The sequence below is a fragment of the Cronobacter muytjensii ATCC 51329 genome, assembly GCF_001277195.1.
GTDB classification, from domain to species: Bacteria; Pseudomonadota; Gammaproteobacteria; order Enterobacterales; family Enterobacteriaceae; genus Cronobacter; species Cronobacter muytjensii.
The window spans coordinates 582,644-600,724 of record NZ_CP012268.1; the positions used below are offsets into that span (position 1 = coordinate 582,644).

The 18,081-nt window shown below is 59.6% G+C and carries 19 protein-coding genes; 15 read left to right on the plus strand and 4 right to left on the minus strand.

The window, feature by feature from the left end:
* Nucleotides 1–3: 3 nt before the first annotated feature.
* The 11 genes from cysN (at nucleotide 4) to rpoS (ending at nucleotide 9,306) form a co-directional block, all read left to right on the plus strand.
* Complete coding sequence (gene cysN / locus AFK63_RS02795) at nucleotides 4–1,431, plus strand: sulfate adenylyltransferase subunit CysN (protein ID WP_038868172.1); 1,428 nt, start codon at nucleotides 4–6, stop codon at nucleotides 1,429–1,431.
* On the plus strand, nucleotides 1,431–2,036 hold the full coding sequence (cysC, locus tag AFK63_RS02800; protein ID WP_038868174.1) for an adenylyl-sulfate kinase: 606 nt from the start codon (nucleotides 1,431–1,433) through the stop codon (nucleotides 2,034–2,036). The genes cysN and cysC overlap by 1 nt, the downstream gene beginning before the upstream one ends.
* 49 nt (nucleotides 2,037–2,085) lie before the next feature.
* Nucleotides 2,086–2,409 carry a DUF3561 family protein gene (locus AFK63_RS02805; protein ID WP_038868176.1) on the plus strand — a complete coding sequence of 108 codons (324 nt, stop codon included), beginning with the start codon at nucleotides 2,086–2,088 and terminating at the stop codon, nucleotides 2,407–2,409.
* A gap of 162 nt (nucleotides 2,410–2,571) precedes the next feature.
* Nucleotides 2,572–2,883: a cell division protein FtsB gene (ftsB, locus tag AFK63_RS02810; RefSeq protein ID WP_007730488.1), complete on the plus strand. Its 312-nt coding sequence runs from the start codon at nucleotides 2,572–2,574 to the stop codon at nucleotides 2,881–2,883.
* A 19-nt stretch (nucleotides 2,884–2,902) separates the two neighbouring features.
* A complete protein-coding gene (gene ispD, locus AFK63_RS02815; RefSeq protein WP_038868180.1) occupies nucleotides 2,903–3,613 on the plus strand; it encodes a 2-C-methyl-D-erythritol 4-phosphate cytidylyltransferase in 711 nt (236 codons plus the stop codon).
* Nucleotides 3,613–4,092: a 2-C-methyl-D-erythritol 2,4-cyclodiphosphate synthase gene (ispF, locus tag AFK63_RS02820; protein ID WP_038868183.1), complete on the plus strand. Its 480-nt coding sequence runs from the start codon at nucleotides 3,613–3,615 to the stop codon at nucleotides 4,090–4,092. The genes ispD and ispF overlap by 1 nt, the downstream gene beginning before the upstream one ends.
* A complete protein-coding gene (gene truD, locus AFK63_RS02825) occupies nucleotides 4,089–5,138 on the plus strand; it encodes a tRNA pseudouridine(13) synthase TruD (protein WP_038868186.1) in 1,050 nt (349 codons plus the stop codon). The genes ispF and truD overlap by 4 nt, the downstream gene beginning before the upstream one ends.
* A 467-nt stretch (nucleotides 5,139–5,605) precedes the next feature.
* The gene (surE, locus tag AFK63_RS02830; RefSeq protein WP_038868190.1) at nucleotides 5,606–6,367 is read left to right on the plus strand and encodes a 5'/3'-nucleotidase SurE; all 762 of its coding nucleotides are present in this window, start codon (nucleotides 5,606–5,608) and stop codon (nucleotides 6,365–6,367) included.
* The gene (locus AFK63_RS02835) at nucleotides 6,361–6,987 is read left to right on the plus strand and encodes a protein-L-isoaspartate(D-aspartate) O-methyltransferase (protein ID WP_038868195.1); all 627 of its coding nucleotides are present in this window, start codon (nucleotides 6,361–6,363) and stop codon (nucleotides 6,985–6,987) included. Before surE ends, AFK63_RS02835 begins: the two co-directional genes overlap by 7 nt.
* A 127-nt stretch (nucleotides 6,988–7,114) precedes the next feature.
* Nucleotides 7,115–8,254, plus strand: a complete 1,140-nt coding sequence (gene nlpD / locus AFK63_RS02840) for a murein hydrolase activator NlpD (RefSeq protein WP_038868198.1) — start codon at nucleotides 7,115–7,117, stop codon at nucleotides 8,252–8,254.
* Between the two features lie 59 nt (nucleotides 8,255–8,313).
* Nucleotides 8,314–9,306 carry an RNA polymerase sigma factor RpoS gene (gene rpoS, locus AFK63_RS02845; RefSeq protein WP_007663544.1) on the plus strand — a complete coding sequence of 331 codons (993 nt, stop codon included), beginning with the start codon at nucleotides 8,314–8,316 and terminating at the stop codon, nucleotides 9,304–9,306.
* A 60-nt stretch (nucleotides 9,307–9,366) separates the two neighbouring features.
* On the opposite strand, the gene AFK63_RS02850 is transcribed toward rpoS, so the two are convergent.
* Both AFK63_RS02850 and AFK63_RS02855 read right to left on the minus strand, forming a co-directional pair.
* On the minus strand, nucleotides 9,367–9,741 hold the full coding sequence (locus AFK63_RS02850) for a hypothetical protein (RefSeq protein ID WP_038868200.1): 375 nt from the start codon (nucleotides 9,739–9,741) through the stop codon (nucleotides 9,367–9,369).
* On the minus strand, nucleotides 9,741–11,120 hold the full coding sequence (locus AFK63_RS02855) for an MFS transporter (RefSeq protein ID WP_038868202.1): 1,380 nt from the start codon (nucleotides 11,118–11,120) through the stop codon (nucleotides 9,741–9,743). Before AFK63_RS02855 ends, AFK63_RS02850 begins: the two co-directional genes overlap by 1 nt.
* 108 nt (nucleotides 11,121–11,228) lie before the next feature.
* On the opposite strand from AFK63_RS02855, the gene AFK63_RS02860 reads away from it, so the two are divergent.
* Nucleotides 11,229–12,125: a LysR family transcriptional regulator gene (locus AFK63_RS02860; protein ID WP_038868372.1), complete on the plus strand. Its 897-nt coding sequence runs from the start codon at nucleotides 11,229–11,231 to the stop codon at nucleotides 12,123–12,125.
* 2 nt (nucleotides 12,126–12,127) lie between these two features.
* Here the strand turns inward: AFK63_RS02860 and AFK63_RS02865 are convergent, their stop codons facing one another.
* Nucleotides 12,128–12,538, minus strand: coding sequence for a MarR family winged helix-turn-helix transcriptional regulator (locus AFK63_RS02865; RefSeq protein ID WP_038868205.1), 411 nt, complete (start codon nucleotides 12,536–12,538; stop codon nucleotides 12,128–12,130).
* A gap of 171 nt (nucleotides 12,539–12,709) precedes the next feature.
* Between AFK63_RS02865 and AFK63_RS02870 the strand changes: the two genes are divergently transcribed.
* From AFK63_RS02870 to AFK63_RS02880, 3 genes are read left to right on the plus strand one after another with little or no spacing between them, the layout of a single operon-like run.
* Entirely contained in the window at nucleotides 12,710–13,327 is a 618-nt protein-coding gene (locus AFK63_RS02870; RefSeq protein ID WP_071603791.1) for a non-oxidative hydroxyarylic acid decarboxylases subunit B, read from the plus strand.
* A complete protein-coding gene (locus AFK63_RS02875) occupies nucleotides 13,317–14,747 on the plus strand; it encodes a non-oxidative hydroxyarylic acid decarboxylases subunit C (protein WP_038868209.1) in 1,431 nt (476 codons plus the stop codon). The genes AFK63_RS02870 and AFK63_RS02875 overlap by 11 nt, the downstream gene beginning before the upstream one ends.
* A 9-nt stretch (nucleotides 14,748–14,756) precedes the next feature.
* Entirely contained in the window at nucleotides 14,757–14,993 is a 237-nt protein-coding gene (locus tag AFK63_RS02880; protein ID WP_038868211.1) for a non-oxidative hydroxyarylic acid decarboxylases subunit D, read from the plus strand.
* 120 nt (nucleotides 14,994–15,113) lie between these two features.
* Here AFK63_RS02880 and mutS read toward each other — a convergent pair whose 3' ends face one another.
* Entirely contained in the window at nucleotides 15,114–17,675 is a 2,562-nt protein-coding gene (gene mutS / locus AFK63_RS02885) for a DNA mismatch repair protein MutS (protein WP_038868213.1), read from the minus strand.
* Nucleotides 17,676–18,081 lie beyond the last annotated feature (406 nt).

Here is an 18,081-nt window from a genome sequence, read left to right on the forward strand (position 1 = left end):
GCCATGAATACCACTATCGCACAACAGATCGCCAAAGAAGGCGGCGTGGAAGCCTATCTGCACGCCCAGCAGCATAAAAGCCTGCTGCGTTTTCTGACCTGCGGCAGCGTGGATGACGGGAAGAGCACCCTGATTGGCCGCCTGCTGCACGATACCCGACAGATTTACGAAGATCAGCTCTCGTCGCTGCACAATGACAGCAAACGTCACGGCACGCAGGGCGAAAAGCTCGATCTGGCGCTGCTGGTGGATGGTTTACAGGCCGAGCGCGAACAGGGCATCACGATTGACGTGGCGTACCGCTACTTTTCGACGGAAAAACGCAAATTCATCATCGCCGACACTCCGGGGCACGAGCAGTACACCCGCAATATGGCGACCGGCGCATCAACCTGCGATCTGGCGATCCTGCTGATGGACGCCCGTAAAGGCGTGCTCGACCAGACCCGCCGCCACAGCTTTATCTCGACGCTGCTGGGTATCAAACACCTGGTTGTGGCGGTCAACAAGATGGATTTGGTGGACTTCAGCGAAGAGACGTTTGAACGTATTCGTCAGGATTACCTGAGCTTCGCCGAACAATTGCCTGGCTCGCTGGATATCCGCTTTGTGCCGCTGTCGGCGCTTGAAGGCGACAACGTGGCGATGCAGAGCCTGAACATGGGCTGGTACACTGGCCCGACGCTGCTGGAAGTGCTGGAGAACATTGAAATTCAGCGCGTGGTGGACGAACAGCCGCTGCGCTTCCCGGTGCAGTACGTCAACCGTCCGAACCTCGATTTCCGTGGTTATGCGGGCACCGTCGCGGGCGGCGTGGTGAAAGTGGGCCAGCGCGTGAAAGCGCTGCCGTCCGGTGTGGAATCGAGCGTGGCGCGTATCGTGACGTTTGACGGCGATTTGCAGGAGGCGGGCGCGGGCGAGGCCGTCACGCTGGTGCTGAAAGATGAAATCGACATTAGCCGTGGCGACCTGCTGGTAGACGCTTCGCAAAGCGTGGCCGCCGTGCAGAGCGCGGCGGTGGACGTAGTCTGGATGGCCGAGCAGCCGCTGGTGCCGGGCCAGAGCTACGACATCAAAATCGCCGGTAAGAAAACCCGCGCGCGCGTGGACAATATCCAGTATCAGGTTGATATCAACAACCTGACCCAGCGCGTGGTGGAAAACCTGCCGCTCAACGGTATCGGCCTTGTGGATCTCACCTTCGACGAGCCGCTGAACCTCGATAAATATCAGGAGAACCCGGTCACCGGCGGCCTGATTTTCATTGACCGTCTCTCAAACGTGACGGTGGGCGCGGGCATGGTGCGCGAACCGCAACAGGATGTGTATCAGGAGCCTTCCGCTTACAGCGCCTTTGAGCTGGAGCTGAATCAGCTGATTCGCCGTCACTTCCCGCACTGGGGCGCGCGCGATCTGCTGGGAGGCAAATAATGGCGCAGCATGACGAAAATGTCGTCTGGCACGCCCATCCGGTGACCGCGGCGCAGCGCGAGCAGCTCCACGGCCACCGCGGCGCGGTGCTGTGGTTTACGGGGCTTTCGGGCTCCGGAAAATCTACCGTCGCCGGGGCGCTGGAAGAGGCGCTGCACCAGCTTGGCGTCAGTACGTATCTGCTTGACGGCGACAACGTGCGCCATGGCCTGTGCAGCGATCTGGGCTTTAGCGATGAGGATCGCAAAGAGAACATCCGTCGCGTCGGCGAAGTGGCGAAACTGATGGTGGATGCGGGGCTTGTGGTGCTGACCGCGTTTATTTCGCCGCACCGCGCCGAGCGTCATTTAGTGCGCGAGCAACTGGGGGAAGGGCGCTTTATCGAAGTGTTTGTGGATACGCCGCTTGAGGTCTGCGAAGCGCGCGATCCGAAGGGGCTTTATAAAAAGGCGCGCGCCGGGGAACTGCGCAATTTTACCGGCATCGACGCGGTGTATGAAGCGCCGCAAAACCCCGAAATTCATCTCGACGGCCAACAATTGGTAACAAATTTGATTGCGCAATTGTTAGACCTGCTGCGTCGCGAAGATATCATCAAATCCTGAGACCGCGCCGGGAGTGCTTTTCCCGGCCCGTCACGTCACAGGATAAGCTATGCGTAATACCACGAACATGATTGTCACCCAGGCGGAGACCGCGCCTGCCGTCGAAGAAACCACCTGGGCCTGGCCTGGCGCCGTGGTGGGGTTTATCTCGTGGCTGCTGGCTCTTGGCGTTCCCTTTCTTCTTTATGGCTCCAACACGCTCTTTTTTCTGCTCTACACCTGGCCGTTTTTCCTGGCGCTGATGCCGGTGGCCGTGGTGGTGGGGGTCGCGGTCTTCTCGCTGCTGGAGCGCAGGCTGGTCTACAGCAGTCTCGCGACGCTGATAAGCGTCGGGCTGATGTTCGGGCTGCTCTTTTTCTGGCTGGTGAGCTGACGCCTCGCGTTTTTCACGCTCTCTCAACAGGCGCATGCGCATCGGCGCGCTTTCTGTGGTACATTCTGCCGCTGTTTAATTTCTTAACCTGCACGTCGTAGCAAGCCGGGTAGAGTCCGGCGGGAAGTTATGGGATGATGAAGCCGTTTTTCAGGGGGCAGAATGGGTAAACTAACGCTGCTATTGCTGGCTTTGCTGGTCTGGCTACAGTATTCGCTGTGGTTTGGAAAAAACGGCATCCACGACTATTCCCGCGTAGCCGACGACGTGGCGGTACAGCAGGCCACCAACGCCAAACTCAAAGCGCGTAACGATCAGCTGTTCGCCGAGATAGACGATCTCAACGGCGGTCAGGAAGCTATCGAAGAGCGCGCGCGCAACGAATTAAGCATGACTAAACCTGGCGAAACCTTCTATCGCCTGGTGCCGGACGCAGCCAAACGCGCCGGTGGGTCTGCGCAAAATAATCGATAACCAGAAGCGGATTTTACACATGGCGCCCTCCTTTGCGGACGTGATTGCCGTGGTGCCGGCGGCCGGAATCGGCAGCCGTATGCAGACGGAATGTCCAAAACAATACCTCACCATCGGGAACAAAACGATTCTCGAACATGCGGTCGCGCCGCTGTTGCAGCATCCGCGTATCAGCCGCGTCATCATTGCCATCAGCCCCGCCGACACCGCCTTCGCCCGGTTGCCGCTGGCGTCTCATCCTGACGTTCAGGTGGTGCGCGGCGGCGCGCAGCGGGCCGATTCCGTGCTGGCAGGCCTTCAGGCCGCAGGCGACGCGCGCTGGGCGCTGGTGCATGACGCCGCGCGTCCCTGCCTTGACGCCCAGGATCTGGCGCGCCTGCTGGCGCTGACAGACACCAGCCGGGTGGGCGGCATTCTCGCCGCCCCTGCCTGCGACACCATGAAACGCGCGGAGCCGGGTAAGCCGGCCATCGCGCACACGGTCGATCGCGAAAACCTCTGGCATGCGCTCACCCCGCAGCTCTTCCCGCTGGAACTGCTGCGCGACTGCCTGACGCGCGCGCTCACGGACGGCGCGACCATTACCGACGAAGCCTCCGCGCTCGAATATTGCGGCTTCCATCCGGAGCTGGTCGTGGGGCGTTCGGACAATATCAAAGTTACCCGCCCGGAGGATCTCGCTCTGGCGGCGTTTTATCTTACCCGGTTAACCTCAATGGAGACGGCATAATGCGTATCGGACATGGTTTTGACGTACACGCCTTTGGAGGCGCAGGCCCGATTATTATTGGCGGCGTCCGTATTCCTTATGAGCAGGGGCTGCTGGCGCACTCCGACGGCGATGTCGCGCTGCACGCGCTGACCGACGCGCTGCTCGGCGCTGCGGCGCTGGGCGATATCGGCAAACTCTTCCCGGACACCGATCCGGCGTTTAAAGGCGCCGACAGCCGCGAACTGCTGCGCGAGGCCTGGCGCCGGATTCAGGCGAAGGGCTACACGCTCGGCAACGTCGATGTCACCATCATCGCGCAGGCGCCGAAAATGGCGCCGCACATTCCGCAGATGCGGGTGTTTATCGCCGAAGATCTCGGCTGCCATATGGATCAGGTCAACGTCAAAGCCACCACGACCGAAAGGCTCGGCTTCACTGGCCGTGGCGAAGGCATCGCCTGCGAGGCGGTGGCGCTGCTGATGAAGGCCAACGCATGAGCGAATTCAACACGCTGCGCTGGCTGCACGGCCAGCCGCAAGGGCAGGGGAAACTGAAAGCCAGCCCGACAGACTTTCAGGTCGTTGAGGATTTAGGCTTCGCGCCGGACGGCGAGGGCGAACACCTGCTGGTGCGCATTCGTAAAACCGGCTGCAATACCCGCTTTGTGGCCGACGCGCTGGCGAAATTTCTTGGCATTGCGGCGCGCGAAGTCAGCTTTGCAGGCCAGAAAGATAAGCATGCGGTGACCGAACAGTGGCTGTGCGCGCGTCTGCCCGGTAAAGAGATGCCTGCGATGCGCGCGTTCACGCTGGAAGGCTGCGAGGTGCTGGAGTTCGCCCGTCATCGCCGCAAACTGCGTTTAGGGGCGCTTAAGGGCAACCGCTTCTCGCTGGTGCTGCGCGACATCACCCACCGCGACGAAATCGAACAGCGGCTGAACCTCATCGCCGAAAAAGGCGTACCGAACTATTTCGGTCCGCAGCGTTTCGGGATTGGCGGTAGCAATATTCACCAGGCGCAGCGCTGGGCGCAAACCGGCCAGCCGCCGCGCGAGCGCAATAAGCGCGGCTTCGCGCTTTCCGCCGCGCGTAGCCTGATGTTTAACCAGCTGGTGAGCGCAAGGCTCGAAAAACCCGATTTTAATCAGGTGATTGACGGCGACGCGCTACAGCTTGCCGGGCGCGGAAGCTGGTTTGTCGCCACGCCGGAAGAGCTGCCAGACTTACAGGCGCGCGTGGACAGCGGCGAGCTGCTTATCACCGCCGCGCTGCCGGGCAGCGGCGACTGGGGCACCCAGCGCGCGGCACTGGCGTTTGAGCAGGCAACGCTTGCAGACCAGACCGACCTGCTGACGCTGATGACCCGCGAAAAGGTCGAGGCCGCGCGTCGCGCGATGCTGCTGTTCCCGCGCGAGCTGCGCTGGCAGTGGCAGGATAACGCGACGCTTGAGGTCAGTTTCTGGCTGCCCGCCGGCAGCTTTGCCACCAGCGTTATCCGGGAGCTGTTCACGACAGTGGATGAGCACGCGGATATCGGCGAGTAGCCGTTCCACCTGCGTAGTCACCATGGTGATGCATGAAAAAACCGCCTCAGGGCGGTTTTTTTACGGCCGAACACCCGCCTTTATTTCAACAGCAGAGGCCAGTCGCCAGGCAGCTCCATATTTTCGCGCAGTCGGCCTGCCGCAACGTGGCTTTATCATCAAAAATGAACTAATAACTGATGACGCGAAGCGCGGGACACGGCGTTAAAAGGTGACGGCGCAATTGCAAACATAACGCACGGCCCTGGGCGCGCAAAGCGCATTTCAGGCGAACGTCCTGTAATGTAACGACATGATCTTGCGGAAATCGACCCTACCGGACAGCATCATCGCGCGTTAGAATGCCTGCGAGCGGCTATCCGGCAACCTGCCTGAAGAATGTTCAGCGAAAGCAAAACAGAAAAACCAGGACATGTTTTAAGGGATAACACTTCAATGTTTAACACCAGGAAAGGATTACGCGCTTTATGCGGATATTGTTAAGTAACGATGACGGGATCCACGCGCCGGGCATTCAGGCGCTGGCGAAGGCGCTGCGTGAGTTCGCCGACGTTCAGGTGGTGGCTCCCGACCGCAACCGTAGCGGCGCGTCTAATTCGTTAACGCTTGAATCCTCGCTTCGCACGTTTACTTACCCCAACGGCGATATCGCGGTGCAGATGGGCACGCCCACCGACTGTGTGTTCCTCGGCGTCAACGCGCTGATGCACCCGCGCCCGGATGTCGTTGTCTCCGGCATTAACGCCGGGCCGAATCTGGGCGATGACGTGATTTACTCCGGCACCGTGGCTGCGGCGATGGAAGGCCGTCATCTTGGGTTGCCTGCGCTGGCCGTGTCGCTGAATGGTCATGAGCATTACGACACCGCGGCCGCTGTCACCTGTACGCTATTACGCGCGCTGGCGCGCGAGCCGCTGCGCACCGGGCGCATTCTTAACGTGAATGTGCCCGACCTGCCGCTTGAGCAGATCAAAGGCATTCGCGTCACCCGCTGCGGCAGTCGCCATCCGGCGGATAAGGTCATTCCGCAGGAAGATCCGCGCGGCAACACGCTTTACTGGATAGGGCCGCCGGGCGATAAACTCGACGCTGGCCCGGATACCGATTTCGCTGCGGTGGATGAAGGCTATGTTTCCGTAACGCCGCTGCATGTCGATTTAACCGCGTACAACGCGCAGGATGTGGTCGCCCGTTGGTTGACCAGCGCCGGAGTGAACGGGCAATGGTAAACAATCGTGTTCAGACCCTTCTCAATCAACTGCGTGCTCAGGGCATCAAAGATGACCGCGTACTTGAGGCAATTTCGCGCGTGCCGCGTGAAAAGTTTGTCGATGAAGCGTTTGAGCACAAAGCCTGGGAAAACGTGGCGCTGCCGATTGGCTCGGGGCAGACCATTTCTCAGCCTTATATGGTGGCGCGTATGACGGAGCTGCTGGCGCTGACGCCCGCCTCAAGGGTGCTGGAAATCGGCACCGGCTCTGGCTACCAGACGGCGATTCTGGCTCATCTGGTGCATCACGTCTGCTCGGTCGAGCGCATCAAAAGCCTGCAATGGCACGCCAGACGGCGTTTAAAGCAGCTCGATCTTCACAACGTTTCAACCCGTCACGGGGATGGCTGGCAGGGGTGGCAGGCGCGCGCCCCGTTTGACGCTATTATTGTGACGGCCGCGCCGCCTGAGATCCCGACAGCGCTCCTGTCGCAACTGGACGAGGGCGGCATTCTGGTTCTTCCCGTGGGCGATGAGCAGCAGGTATTAAAGCGTGTTCGTCGGCGGGGGAGCGAATTTATTATCGACACCGTAGAAGCTGTGCGCTTTGTTCCTCTGGTGAAAGGGGAACTGGCGTAAACCAGGAATTTTTCCTGTGTTTTTAGCACGCTTTCAGCGTATGGTGAGCGAAAATCGCGTCGGCCAGACGCTGAAAAGAGCGGTCGTCATCGTATTTATTAAGAAGTAAACCATTCCAGGGGGATAAATGAGCGCGGGAAGCCCAACCTTCACAGCACGCCGAGTCGCGGCGCTGTCACTGATTTCGCTTTGTCTGGCGGCATGTAATTCAAATAACTCCTCCGCACCGGCGCCCGTCAGCTCTGTTGGCGGCAGCGCAAGCAGCAGTAGCGCAGGCACCAGCGCAGGCGGCGGAGGGATGATTATGCCGCCTTCGAACATGTCGACGCAGAGCCGCCCGGCGCAGAGCCAGCCGGCACCCGTTCAGCCGCAAATCAGCTCGCCGCGTCAGGCGCAGGTCATCCCCGAACAGCCGGTTCAGACCCAAAATGGCCGCATTGTTTACAACCGTAAGTATGGGAATATTCCGAAAGGAAGCTATACCGGCGGCAGCACCTATACCGTGAAACGTGGCGATACGCTGTTTTATATCGCCTGGATAACCGGGAACGATTTCCGTGATTTGGCCCAGCGTAACCACATTGAAGCCCCGTATGGCCTCAATGTCGGGCAAACCTTGCAGGTGGGCAACGCATCTGGTACGCCGATCACAGGTGGCAATGCAATTACGCAAGCTGATGCAAGCGCACAAGGAATAGTCTCAAAACCTGCGCAAAATACCAGCACGGTGGTTGCGTCGAAACCGACAATTATTTACTCTGAGGATTCAGGTGAACAGAGTGCTAACAAAATGTTGCCTGGGAATGTGAGCTCTGGGGCAGTCGTAGCTCCTTCCACAGCACCTGCTGTTAGCACGACAGAACCGACCGTAAGCAGCACGACCAACAGTGCACCTGTCGCTACCTGGCGCTGGCCGACTGAAGGCAACGTTATCGAGAACTTCTCCGCCGCAGAAGGGGGGAACAAAGGGATCGATATCGCAGGCAGCAAAGGACAGGCTATCGTCGCAACCGCAGAGGGTCGCGTCGTGTACGCCGGTAATGCGCTTCGCGGTTACGGTAATCTTATTATCATCAAACACAACGATGATTACCTGAGTGCCTACGCCCATAACGACACTATGCTGGTCCGGGAACAACAAGAAGTTAAGGCGGGGCAAAAAATCGCTACCATGGGTAGCTCCGGAACCAGTTCAACACGCTTGCATTTTGAAATTCGTTACAAGGGGAAATCCGTAAACCCGCTGCGCTATTTGCCGCAGCGATAAATTGGCAGAGTGCGCTTCTTCAGGCGCTTTGCTCAGGGATCACGGGTAGGAGCCACCTTATGAATCAGAATACGCTGAAAGTTCATGACTTAAATGAAGACGCGGAATTTGATGAGAACGGAGTTGAGGCTTTTGACGAAAAAGCCTTGGTAGAAGAGGAACCCAGTGATAACGACCTGGCTGAAGAAGAGCTGCTGTCGCAGGGTTCAACACAGCGTGTATTAGATGCTACTCAGCTGTATCTGGGCGAGATTGGTTATTCTCCGCTGTTAACGGCTGAAGAAGAAGTTTACTTTGCGCGCCGCGCTCTGCGTGGTGATGTCGCCTCCCGCCGTCGCATGATCGAAAGTAACCTGCGTCTTGTGGTTAAGATTGCCCGTCGTTACAGCAATCGTGGTCTGGCGCTGCTGGATCTGATTGAAGAGGGCAACCTGGGGCTGATTCGCGCCGTTGAGAAATTTGACCCGGAACGCGGGTTCCGCTTCTCAACCTATGCGACCTGGTGGATTCGTCAGACCATCGAACGGGCAATCATGAACCAAACCCGTACGATTCGCCTGCCGATTCACATCGTGAAGGAGCTTAACGTCTATCTGCGTACCGCGCGTGAACTGTCCCATAAACTGGACCACGAGCCGAGCGCAGAAGAGATTGCTGAACAGCTGGATAAACCGGTTGATGACGTTAGCCGTATGCTGCGCCTGAACGAGCGCATTACCTCTGTCGACACCCCGCTGGGTGGCGATTCAGAGAAAGCGCTGCTCGATATCCTGGCCGATGAAAAAGACAACGGCCCGGAAGACACCACGCAGGACGATGATATGAAACAGAGCATCGTCAAATGGCTGTTCGAACTGAACGCCAAACAGCGTGAAGTCCTGGCTCGTCGTTTCGGCCTGCTCGGTTACGAAGCGGCAACGCTTGAAGATGTCGGTCGTGAAATCGGCCTGACTCGTGAACGCGTTCGCCAGATTCAGGTTGAAGGCCTGCGCCGTCTGCGTGAAATCCTGCAGGGTCAGGGGCTGAACATCGAAGCGCTGTTCCGCGAATAACCACCTGTCCCCTCAAAAAAGGCCAGTCTTTGACTGGCCTTTTTCTTTTATATCAACTGCTTAAACCTGGCGCGTTTCATGCAGATGACGCCAGCACGGCTTCCCTTCATGCAGTTCAAACACCACGGTAGACCAGCGCACCGTGATCTCCTGCCCCGTTTTTTGCGTTTCCCGATACCCGACGACTGCGCCCGCAGGCCATTCGGCGATAAGGGACAGACTATCGACCTCAATCGCGAGCCCCGGTCGGCTGCCGCGCGCGGCGCTGAAAAAGGCGCGTAAGGCTATGGCATCGAGCGGCGCGCCGTTTAATGGGATCATCGAATAGTCAGCGCGAAAGCGGGCCAGCAGCGCCTCAACGTCGCCTTCACCCTGACCGAGCCAGCGCTCAATCGCCACATGGGCATCCACGACTTCCGTAAACCAGCGGTTCATTACTTCTCCTTCTCTGATAAAAATGACAGGACGACCGCCGCAGAAGGCAGCCGCCACGCGAAAAAGATCGGCAGCAGCGTCATCGCCGCCGCAAGCGCAAAGGTGGCGCGCCAGGCGGCGGGCGGCACGAGCAGATGCATCAGCACGTTCAGCACGACGCTGATAAGCGTAACGCCAAAGCAGAAGCTGAGCTGGCGGTTAATATTCCACAGCGCGCTGGCGTCAGGCAGATCTGCGTGCGCGGTATGTAAAAACGCGCTGCTTTGCGCCGTACTGCTGCACAGGCTGCCGCCTGCACCCATCAAACCAAAGGCGGCGACCAGCAGCGCCCACGGGGTATCTGGCCCGGCCTGCGTCAGCAGCACGATACCGCCCGCCTGCAACAGGCATCCGGTGATAAGCAGCGGGCGCGGGCCGAGACGGTTAAACAGCCGGGCGGTCGCGGAGATAGCCATAAACGATGCCACCGACCACGGCACCATCAGCGCGCCGCTGGCGGCCGGAGAGCGCCCGGCGACCGTCTGAAGCCAGAACATGCCGACCACATTCACGCCAATAAACATGCCGGGAACGCACTGATAGACCAGCATAGATAAGCGCATTAGCGGCTCGCCCATGAGACGCACCTTCAGCAGCGGCGCCGGGTGATTTCGACAGCGACGCAGCATCCACGCGAGAAGCGCCACGCCGCCCGCGAGGCAAATTACCGCCAGCAGCGGCTGCGTGTTCTCGCTAAGTCCGCTCAGCCCGTACAACAGTAGCAACAGCCCGCCTGCGCCAGAAAGCGCGCCCGGGATATCAAGCGGACGGCGAACGGCAGGTGCCGCGTCGGGTTTCAGCCAGCACCAGGCCATCAGGAGTGCGGTAAGCGAAAGCGGAAGGCTTGCTAAAAAGACCCCATGCCAGCTGGCGGCCTGCACCATCACGCCGCCGAGCGCCGGCGACAGCGCAGGCGCCAGCAAGCCCGTCAGCATCACGGCAGACGCAAGCCTTGCACGCTCATGTTTCGCGAAAAGTTGCCACGCCAGCGCCTGGCCTGTCGGGATCAGCAAACCGCCGCCCGCGCCCTGAATCACGCGCCAGAAGATAAGCGACTCCAGCGACGTCGCCATGCCGCAGGCGGCGGTAGCGAGGCTGAAGATCGTCAGCGAGAGTAAAAATACGCGGCGCGCGCCCAGACGCTGCGTCAGCCAGGCGCTGAGCGGTATAACGACCGTCAGCCCGGCAATATAGCCGTTGCTTATCCAGGCAAGCTGCGTCACGGTCGCGTTCAGCGCCTCGCCGATAGCCGGAAAAGCCACTGCCGCGATAAACATATTGATTAAATCGAGAAAAAAGCCCAGCAGATAAATCAGCGTGACTCGGTTGCGGTAGCTCATGGTATGCCCTCTGTGGAAGAGAGGCACTGTAAACGCCCGGCGCGTCAGGAAAAACCGCGTCCGGGTTGATATACTGTCAAAACTTTTTTGACAATCGGCCTAATGACGATGCTTAACTTAACGCGGCTTGCGACCTTCGTCGCCGTCGTGGAGGCGGGGAGCTTTACCGCCGCCGCCGCCGCCCTCGGCCAGACCAAAGCGGTGGTGAGTGTTAATATCCGCCAGCTTGAGGCTGAGCTTGGCGTGACGCTGCTGCTGCGCTCGACGCGTCGCCTGACGCTGACCGACGCCGGCGAGCGGCTTTATCAGCGCAGCCTCGCGCTTTTGAAAGACGCCGATGCGCTGCGTGAAGAAGTGCAGGCCAGCCATCAGGGGTTTAGCGGCGAGCTGCGCGTCACCACGACGCCGGAATACGCCAGCCATGTGGTCGGCCCGGCGCTGGCGGCGTTCAGCCGCGCGCATCCGGCGCTGCGAGTTCGCCATTTCTCCTCATCGCAGCCTGCCGATCTGATTTCGCAGCGCGTCGATGTCGCTATCCGGCTCGGTACGCTGCAGGACTCCGCTTACCGGGCGGCGCTGATCGCGCGTTTTGCGATTATGCCTGTCGCCTCGCCAGCGTGGTTACAGCGCCACCCGGTGTCGTCACTCGAAGCGCTCAGCGAGGCTGACTGGCTGGTGCATACCCGGCTGGCGTCCCCGCTGCGCTGGGAGCTCACCGGTCCGGACAACGCGCCGGCGCGGTTTGAAATCACGCGCCCGCCCGCCATTGCCGCCGACAGCGCAGGCGCGTTAATGACTTTTGCGCTGGAGGGCTGCGGCGTGGCGCTGCTGCCGGAATGGCTGGTGGCCGACGCGCTGGCGCGGGGGCATCTGATGCGCCTGCTACCGGCGTACCGTTTTCCGGCACAGGGCGTCTATGCGGTCTACCCCGATGCGCGGCATGTTTCCGGCAAAGTGCGGGGGTTTATCGATTTCCTGCGCGCCCGCGTCGCGGGCGAGCCATAGCGTTACGCCTCGTCAATCATTCTTGCGATAAGCGCCGCGAACTGCGCGCGCTCCTCTGCGCTCAGCTTGCCCAGAAATGCCTCATCCACCGCGTCGCCCTTCGGAATGCTGGCGCGCAGCAGCGCCTCGCCTTCCGGGGTCAGGAAAATAAACCGGCGGCGCTTATCTTCCGGCGCGCTTTCACGGCGCACCAGCCCGCGGCTCTCCATGCGGCTCAGCATCTCCGCGAGCGTCGCTTTGGTGCTGACGGCGGCTTCCATCAAAGCCACCTGTTCAATGCCGGGGTTTTCGGCGATAGAGCGCAGCACGGCGTATTGCGGCTTGGTCAGCTCAGGCAGCGCCAGCTGCCACTGCGCCGTATGCCGCTGAAAAAGCTGACGTAATAAATGAAACGCGTGTTGTTTAACGGCCATGCGTTCTCCTGGCTCAGGATTTTCTCACCATCATAACCGCTCTGCCTCTGAAAGCTAAGGCGGCAGTTTTTAACAAAAAGTGTGACTGCATACGAACGATCTTGCCAGCTTCCTTAACCGGGCGTACTTTTAATTTATATGTTCGTACACGAACAATAATTGAGGTAACGCATGAGACTGATAGTCGGAATGACGGGCGCGACCGGCGCGCCGCTTGGAGTCGCGCTGTTGCAGGCGCTGAAAGCGATGCCCGAGGTGGAAACCCATCTGGTGATGTCAAAGTGGGCCAAAACCACGATTGAGCTTGAAACGCCCTATTCCTGGCAGGACGTGGCGGGACTGGCTGACGTGGTGCACAGCCCGGCGGATCAGGCGGCGACCATCTCATCCGGTTCGTTTCGCACCGATGGCATGGTGATTATTCCCTGCAGTATGAAAACGCTGGCGGGCATCCGCGCCGGGTATGCCGAGGGGCTGGTGGGCCGCGCCGCCGATGTGGTGCTGAAAGAGGGCCGCAAGCTGGTGCTGGTGCCGCGTGAAACCCCGCTCAGCACAATCCATCTGGAAAACCTGCTGGCGCTCTCGCGCATGGGCGTGGCCATCGTGCCGCCCATGCCGGCCTGGTACAACCATCCCCAGTCGCTCGACGACATCATTAACCATATTGTCGCCCGCGTGCTCGATCAGTTTGGGCTCGACGCCCGCAACGCTCGCCGCTGGCAGGGGCTTGGCCCCGCGAAAGACGCTGACACCCATTTATCACGAGGAGGAGAAACGCATGGCGTTTGACGATCTGCGCAGTTTTTTACAGGCGCTTGAAGAGCAGGGACAACTGCTGAGGATCAGCGAAGAAGTGCAGGCGGAACCGGATATCGCCGCTGCCGCCAACGCGGCCGGACGCATCGGTGAAGGCGCGCCCGCGCTCTGGTTTGACAATATTCGCGGCTTTACCGATGCGCGCGTCGCGATGAACACCATCGGCTCCTGGCAAAACCACGCCATTTCGCTGGGCCTGCCGCCCACCACGCCGGTGAAGCAGCAAATCGAAGAGTTCATCCGCCGCTGGGATAAATTCCCGGTCGCGCCCGAGCATCGCGACAATCCGCCGTGGGCGGAAAACAGCGTTGATGGCGAGGATATTAACCTGTTCGATATCCTGCCGCTGTTTCGCTTAAACGACGGCGACGGCGGTTTTTATCTTGATAAAGCCTGCGTGGTGTCGCGCGATCCGCTCGATCCGGAACACTTCGGCAAGCAGAACGTCGGCATTTATCGTATGGAAGTTAAAGGCAAGCGTAAGCTCGGCCTGCAACCGGTGCCAATGCACGATATCGCGCTGCATCTGCATAAAGCCGAAGAGCGCGGCGAGGATTTACCGATCGCGATTACGCTTGGCAACGATCCTGTCATCACGCTGATGGGCGCGACGCCTCTGAAATACGATCAGTCGGAGTATGAAATGGCGGGCGCGCTGCGCGAAAGCCCGTACCCGATAGCCACCGCGCCGCTGACCGGCTTCGATGTGCCGTGGGGCTCCGAAGTCATTCTGGAAGGGGTGATTGAAGGGCGCAAACGCGAGATTGAAGGGCCGTTCGGCGAGTTCACCGGGCACTATTCCGGCGGGCGCAACATGACGGTAGTGCGTATCGATAAAGTCTCTTACCGCACCAAACCGATTTTCGAATCGCTCTACCTTGGCATGCCATGGACGGAAATCGACTATCTGATCGGGCCGGCTACCTGCGTGCCGCTTTACCAACAACTGAAAGCGGAATTCCCGGAGGTGCAGGCGGTCAACGCGATGTACACCCACGGGCTGCTGGCGATTATCTCCACCAAAAAACGCTACGGCGGCTTTGCCCGCGCGGTCGGGCTGCGGGCGATGACGACGCCGCACGGACTTGGCTACGTGAAGATGGTGATTATGGTTGATGAAGATGTCGATCCGTTCGATCTGCCGCAGGTGATGTGGGCGCTCTCGTCCAAGGTCAACCCGGCGGGGGATCTGGTGCAGTTGCCGAATATGTCAGTGCTGGAGCTGGATCCGGGCTCAAGCCCGGCAGGCATTACCGATAAACTGATTATTGATGCCACCACGCCTGTCGCGCCCGACAACCGCGGCCACTACAGCCAGCCGGTGAAAGACCTGCCGGAAACCCCGCAGTGGGTGGAAAAACTGACCGCCATGCTGGCTAACCGTAAAAAATAAGGAGACGAGATGATTTGCCCACGTTGTGCCGATGAAACCATCGAAACTATGGCGACGTCGCCGGTCAAAGGCGTCTGGACGGTGTATCAGTGTCAGCACTGCCTTTACACCTGGCGCGACACCGAGCCGCTGCGCCGCACCTGCCGCGAGCATTATCCCGAAGCGTTCCGGATTACGCAGGAGGATATCGATAACGCGCCGGAAGTACCGACAGTGCCGCCGCTGCTGGCGCAGGATAAGGGGTAACGATAGCCATAAAAAGGTGGGTTCGCGTTGCTTACCCACCCTACAACACTTCTGTAACTTTCTGACCGTAGGGCGGGTAAACGCAGCGCACCCGCCATTCACGAATACGCCATCCACACGCTACACCAGGCTTTTCAGACGATAAATCCACTCCAGCGCCTGACGCGGCGACAGCGAATCCGGGTCGAGATTTTCCAGCGCCTCAACCGCCGGGCTGGTCTCTTCCGCCGCAGCCAGCAACGACATCTGAGTACCATCTACCTGTGTCGCCGCGGCATTGCCGGACAGGCTCTCCAGCTCGCGCAGCTTCTGGCGCGCGCGCTTAATCACCTCTTTCGGCACGCCCGCCAGCGCGGCGACCGCCAGGCCATAACTTTTGCTCGCCGCGCCGTCCTGCACGCTGTGCATAAAGGCAATCGTATCGCCATGCTCGATGGCATCCAGATGCACGTTCGCCACGCCTTCCATTTTTTCCGGCAACTGCGTCAGCTCGAAATAGTGCGTCGCGAACAGCGTCAGCGCCTTAATACGGTTGGCGAGGCTCTCGGCGCACGCCCAGGCGAGTGAAAGCCCGTCATAGGTTGACGTCCCGCGCCCGATTTCATCCATCAGCACCAGGCTGTGCTCGGTGGCGTTATGCAGAATATTGGCGGTTTCGGTCATCTCCACCATAAACGTCGAGCGCCCGGATGCCAGATCGTCCGCCGCGCCCACGCGGGTAAAGATGCGATCCACAGGGCCTATTTCCGCCTGTTCGGCGGGCACGAAGCTGCCGATATACGCCATCAGCACAATCAGCGCTGTCTGGCGCATATAGGTGCTTTTACCGCCCATATTCGGGCCGGTGATAATCAACATCCGGCGCTGCGGGCTTAACGAGAGCGGGTTAGCGATAAAGGGCTCGTTCAGCACGCGCTCCACTACAGGATGACGGCCTTCCACCAGACGAATGCCCGGTTTGTCGGTGAGCGTCGGACAGTGGTAGTTCAGCGTGTCGGCGCGCTCGGCGAGGTTCGCCAGCACGTCCAGCTCCGCCAGCGCTGCGGCGCTTTTTTGCAGCTCCGCCAGGTGCGGCAGCAGCAGGTCGAACAGTTCGTCGTAGAGCTGTTTTTCCAGCGCCAGCGCTTTGCCTTTCGAGGTCAGCACCTTGTCTTCGTACTCTTTCAGCTCAGGAATAATGTAGCGTTCGGCGTTTTTCAGCGTCTGGCGGCGCACGTAGTGGATTGGCACCATGTGACTCTGCCCACGGCTGACCTGGATAAAGTAGCCGTGTACCGCGTTAAAGCCCACTTTGAGCGTGTCGATGCCGAGCTTTTCACGCTCGCGAATTTCCAGCCGGTCGAGATAATCGGTCGCGCCGTCGGCAAGCGCTCGCCATTCGTCGAGCTCTTCATGGTAACCGGGCGCTATCACGCCGCCATCGCGCACCAGCACCGGCGGCGCTTCAATAATGGCGCGCTCCAGCAGGTCGCGGAGTTCCGCGAATTCGCCCATCTGTCCGCGCAGGGTTTGCACATACCCGGCGTCGATATCAGCAAGCAGCGTACTGAGCGTCGGCAGTTGCTGGAAGGCGTGGCGCATACGCGCTAAATCGCGAGGGCGCGCGGTACGCAGCGCGAGACGCGCCAGAATACGCTCAAGATCGCCCACCTGACGCAGCACCGGCTGGATGTCGGCACTGTATTCCATCAGGGCCGCGATCGCCTGCTGGCGGTTGCGCAGCACGCTGACGTCGCGCACCGGCATGTGCAGCCAGCGTTTGAGCATGCGGCTGCCCATCGGCGTGACGGTACAGTCCAGCACCGAGGCCAGCGTATTTTCCACGCCGCCTGCCAGATTCTGGGTGATTTCCAGATTGCGGCGCGTGGCGGCATCCATAATGATGCCGTCCTGCTGGCGCTCCATCGTAATCGAGCGGATATGCGGCAGGCTGGTGCGCTGGGTGTCTTTCACGTACTGCAACAGACAGCCCGCCGCACACAGCCCGCGCGGCGCGTTTTCAACGCCAAAGCCTACCAGGTCGCGCGTGCCGAACTGTAAATTAAGCTGCTGGCGCGCGGTTTCCAGTTCGAATTCCCAGAGCGGGCGACGGCGCAGGCCGCGACGGCCTTCAATCAGCCCCATCTCAGCGAAATCTTCGGCATATAGCAGCTCCGCCGGGTTGGTGCGCTGCAACTCCGCGGCCATCGTTTCCCGGTCCTGCGGCTCGCTTAAGCGAAAACGCCCGGAACTGATATCAAGCGTCGCATAGCCAAAGCCTTTGGCATCCTGCCAGATGGCCGCCAGCAGGTTATCCTGACGCTCCTGCAACAGCGCTTCATCGCTGATGGTGCCGGGCGTCACGATGCGCACCACTTTGCGCTCGACAGGGCCTTTTGACGTTGCCGGATCGCCAATCTGTTCGCAAATCGCGACCGATTCGCCAAGGTTAACCAGCTTCGCCAGATAGTTTTCCACGGCGTGATGCGGCACGCCCGCCATCGGAATAGGCTCGCCCGCCGAGGCGCCGCGTTTGGTCAGCGAAATATCCAGCAGCTGCGATGCGCGTTTCGCATCGTCATAAAAGAGTTCGTAAAAATCGCCCATGCGATAGAACAGCAGAATGTCAGGGTGTTGCGCCTTGAGCTTCAGATACTGCTGCATCATGGGGGTGTGGGCGTCAAAGGTTTCGCTTGTGCTCATCGTTTTATGATGTCCATTTGCTTAAATTTTAATGAGTTAGTGATGTTAGTTATTATTATCGAGTGTCACGTTGTCTCATTGCGGCGGATTACCCTGCGTTTAAATGCAGATAACGGGTAACTTGTCAGTCTGTTGCCTGTAAGCCGGGATAGTTACAGCGCAAACGTCATTTCGTTTTTTGAAAACGCAGGCAGCATGATAACGGACTCTTTTTGGCAGGAAAACAAAAGGCAGGGCCAGTGTGGTTTAAAGCGACACAAAGGATAAGACGGGTGGGAAAAATGACGCCGGGGCCATCCGCCGTAAGCCTGCCCGGATACGTGCGGGCAGTGCAACAGGCGTTACGCATATGCCCAGTAAGCGGCTGATAGATTTATAAAAAACACGCCTGTTGCTAGGAATTATC

Bases quoted from the DNA above. Each gene is read 5' to 3' on its own strand.
- AFK63_RS02855 (WP_038868202.1), bottom strand. From the start codon at position 11,120: ATGAGCTACCGCAACCGAGTCACGCTGATTTATCTGCTGGGCTTTTTT.
- cysN (WP_038868172.1), top strand. From the start codon at position 4: ATGAATACCACTATCGCACAACAGATCGCCAAAGAAGGCGGCGTGGAA.
- AFK63_RS02850 (WP_038868200.1), bottom strand. From the start codon at position 9,741: ATGAACCGCTGGTTTACGGAAGTCGTGGATGCCCATGTGGCGATTGAG.
- AFK63_RS02835 (WP_038868195.1), top strand. From the start codon at position 6,361: ATGGTAAACAATCGTGTTCAGACCCTTCTCAATCAACTGCGTGCTCAG.
- ispD (WP_038868180.1), top strand. From the start codon at position 2,903: ATGGCGCCCTCCTTTGCGGACGTGATTGCCGTGGTGCCGGCGGCCGGA.
- cysC (WP_038868174.1), top strand. From the start codon at position 1,431: ATGGCGCAGCATGACGAAAATGTCGTCTGGCACGCCCATCCGGTGACC.
- mutS (WP_038868213.1), bottom strand. From the start codon at position 17,675: ATGAGCACAAGCGAAACCTTTGACGCCCACACCCCCATGATGCAGCAG.
- nlpD (WP_038868198.1), top strand. From the start codon at position 7,115: ATGAGCGCGGGAAGCCCAACCTTCACAGCACGCCGAGTCGCGGCGCTG.
- AFK63_RS02860 (WP_038868372.1), top strand. From the start codon at position 11,229: ATGCTTAACTTAACGCGGCTTGCGACCTTCGTCGCCGTCGTGGAGGCG.
- AFK63_RS02865 (WP_038868205.1), bottom strand. From the start codon at position 12,538: ATGGCCGTTAAACAACACGCGTTTCATTTATTACGTCAGCTTTTTCAG.
- AFK63_RS02870 (WP_071603791.1), top strand. From the start codon at position 12,710: ATGAGACTGATAGTCGGAATGACGGGCGCGACCGGCGCGCCGCTTGGA.
- ispF (WP_038868183.1), top strand. From the start codon at position 3,613: ATGCGTATCGGACATGGTTTTGACGTACACGCCTTTGGAGGCGCAGGC.
- surE (WP_038868190.1), top strand. From the start codon at position 5,606: ATGCGGATATTGTTAAGTAACGATGACGGGATCCACGCGCCGGGCATT.
- AFK63_RS02805 (WP_038868176.1), top strand. From the start codon at position 2,086: ATGCGTAATACCACGAACATGATTGTCACCCAGGCGGAGACCGCGCCT.
- AFK63_RS02875 (WP_038868209.1), top strand. From the start codon at position 13,317: ATGGCGTTTGACGATCTGCGCAGTTTTTTACAGGCGCTTGAAGAGCAG.
- truD (WP_038868186.1), top strand. From the start codon at position 4,089: ATGAGCGAATTCAACACGCTGCGCTGGCTGCACGGCCAGCCGCAAGGG.
- rpoS (WP_007663544.1), top strand. From the start codon at position 8,314: ATGAATCAGAATACGCTGAAAGTTCATGACTTAAATGAAGACGCGGAA.
- ftsB (WP_007730488.1), top strand. From the start codon at position 2,572: ATGGGTAAACTAACGCTGCTATTGCTGGCTTTGCTGGTCTGGCTACAG.
- AFK63_RS02880 (WP_038868211.1), top strand. From the start codon at position 14,757: ATGATTTGCCCACGTTGTGCCGATGAAACCATCGAAACTATGGCGACG.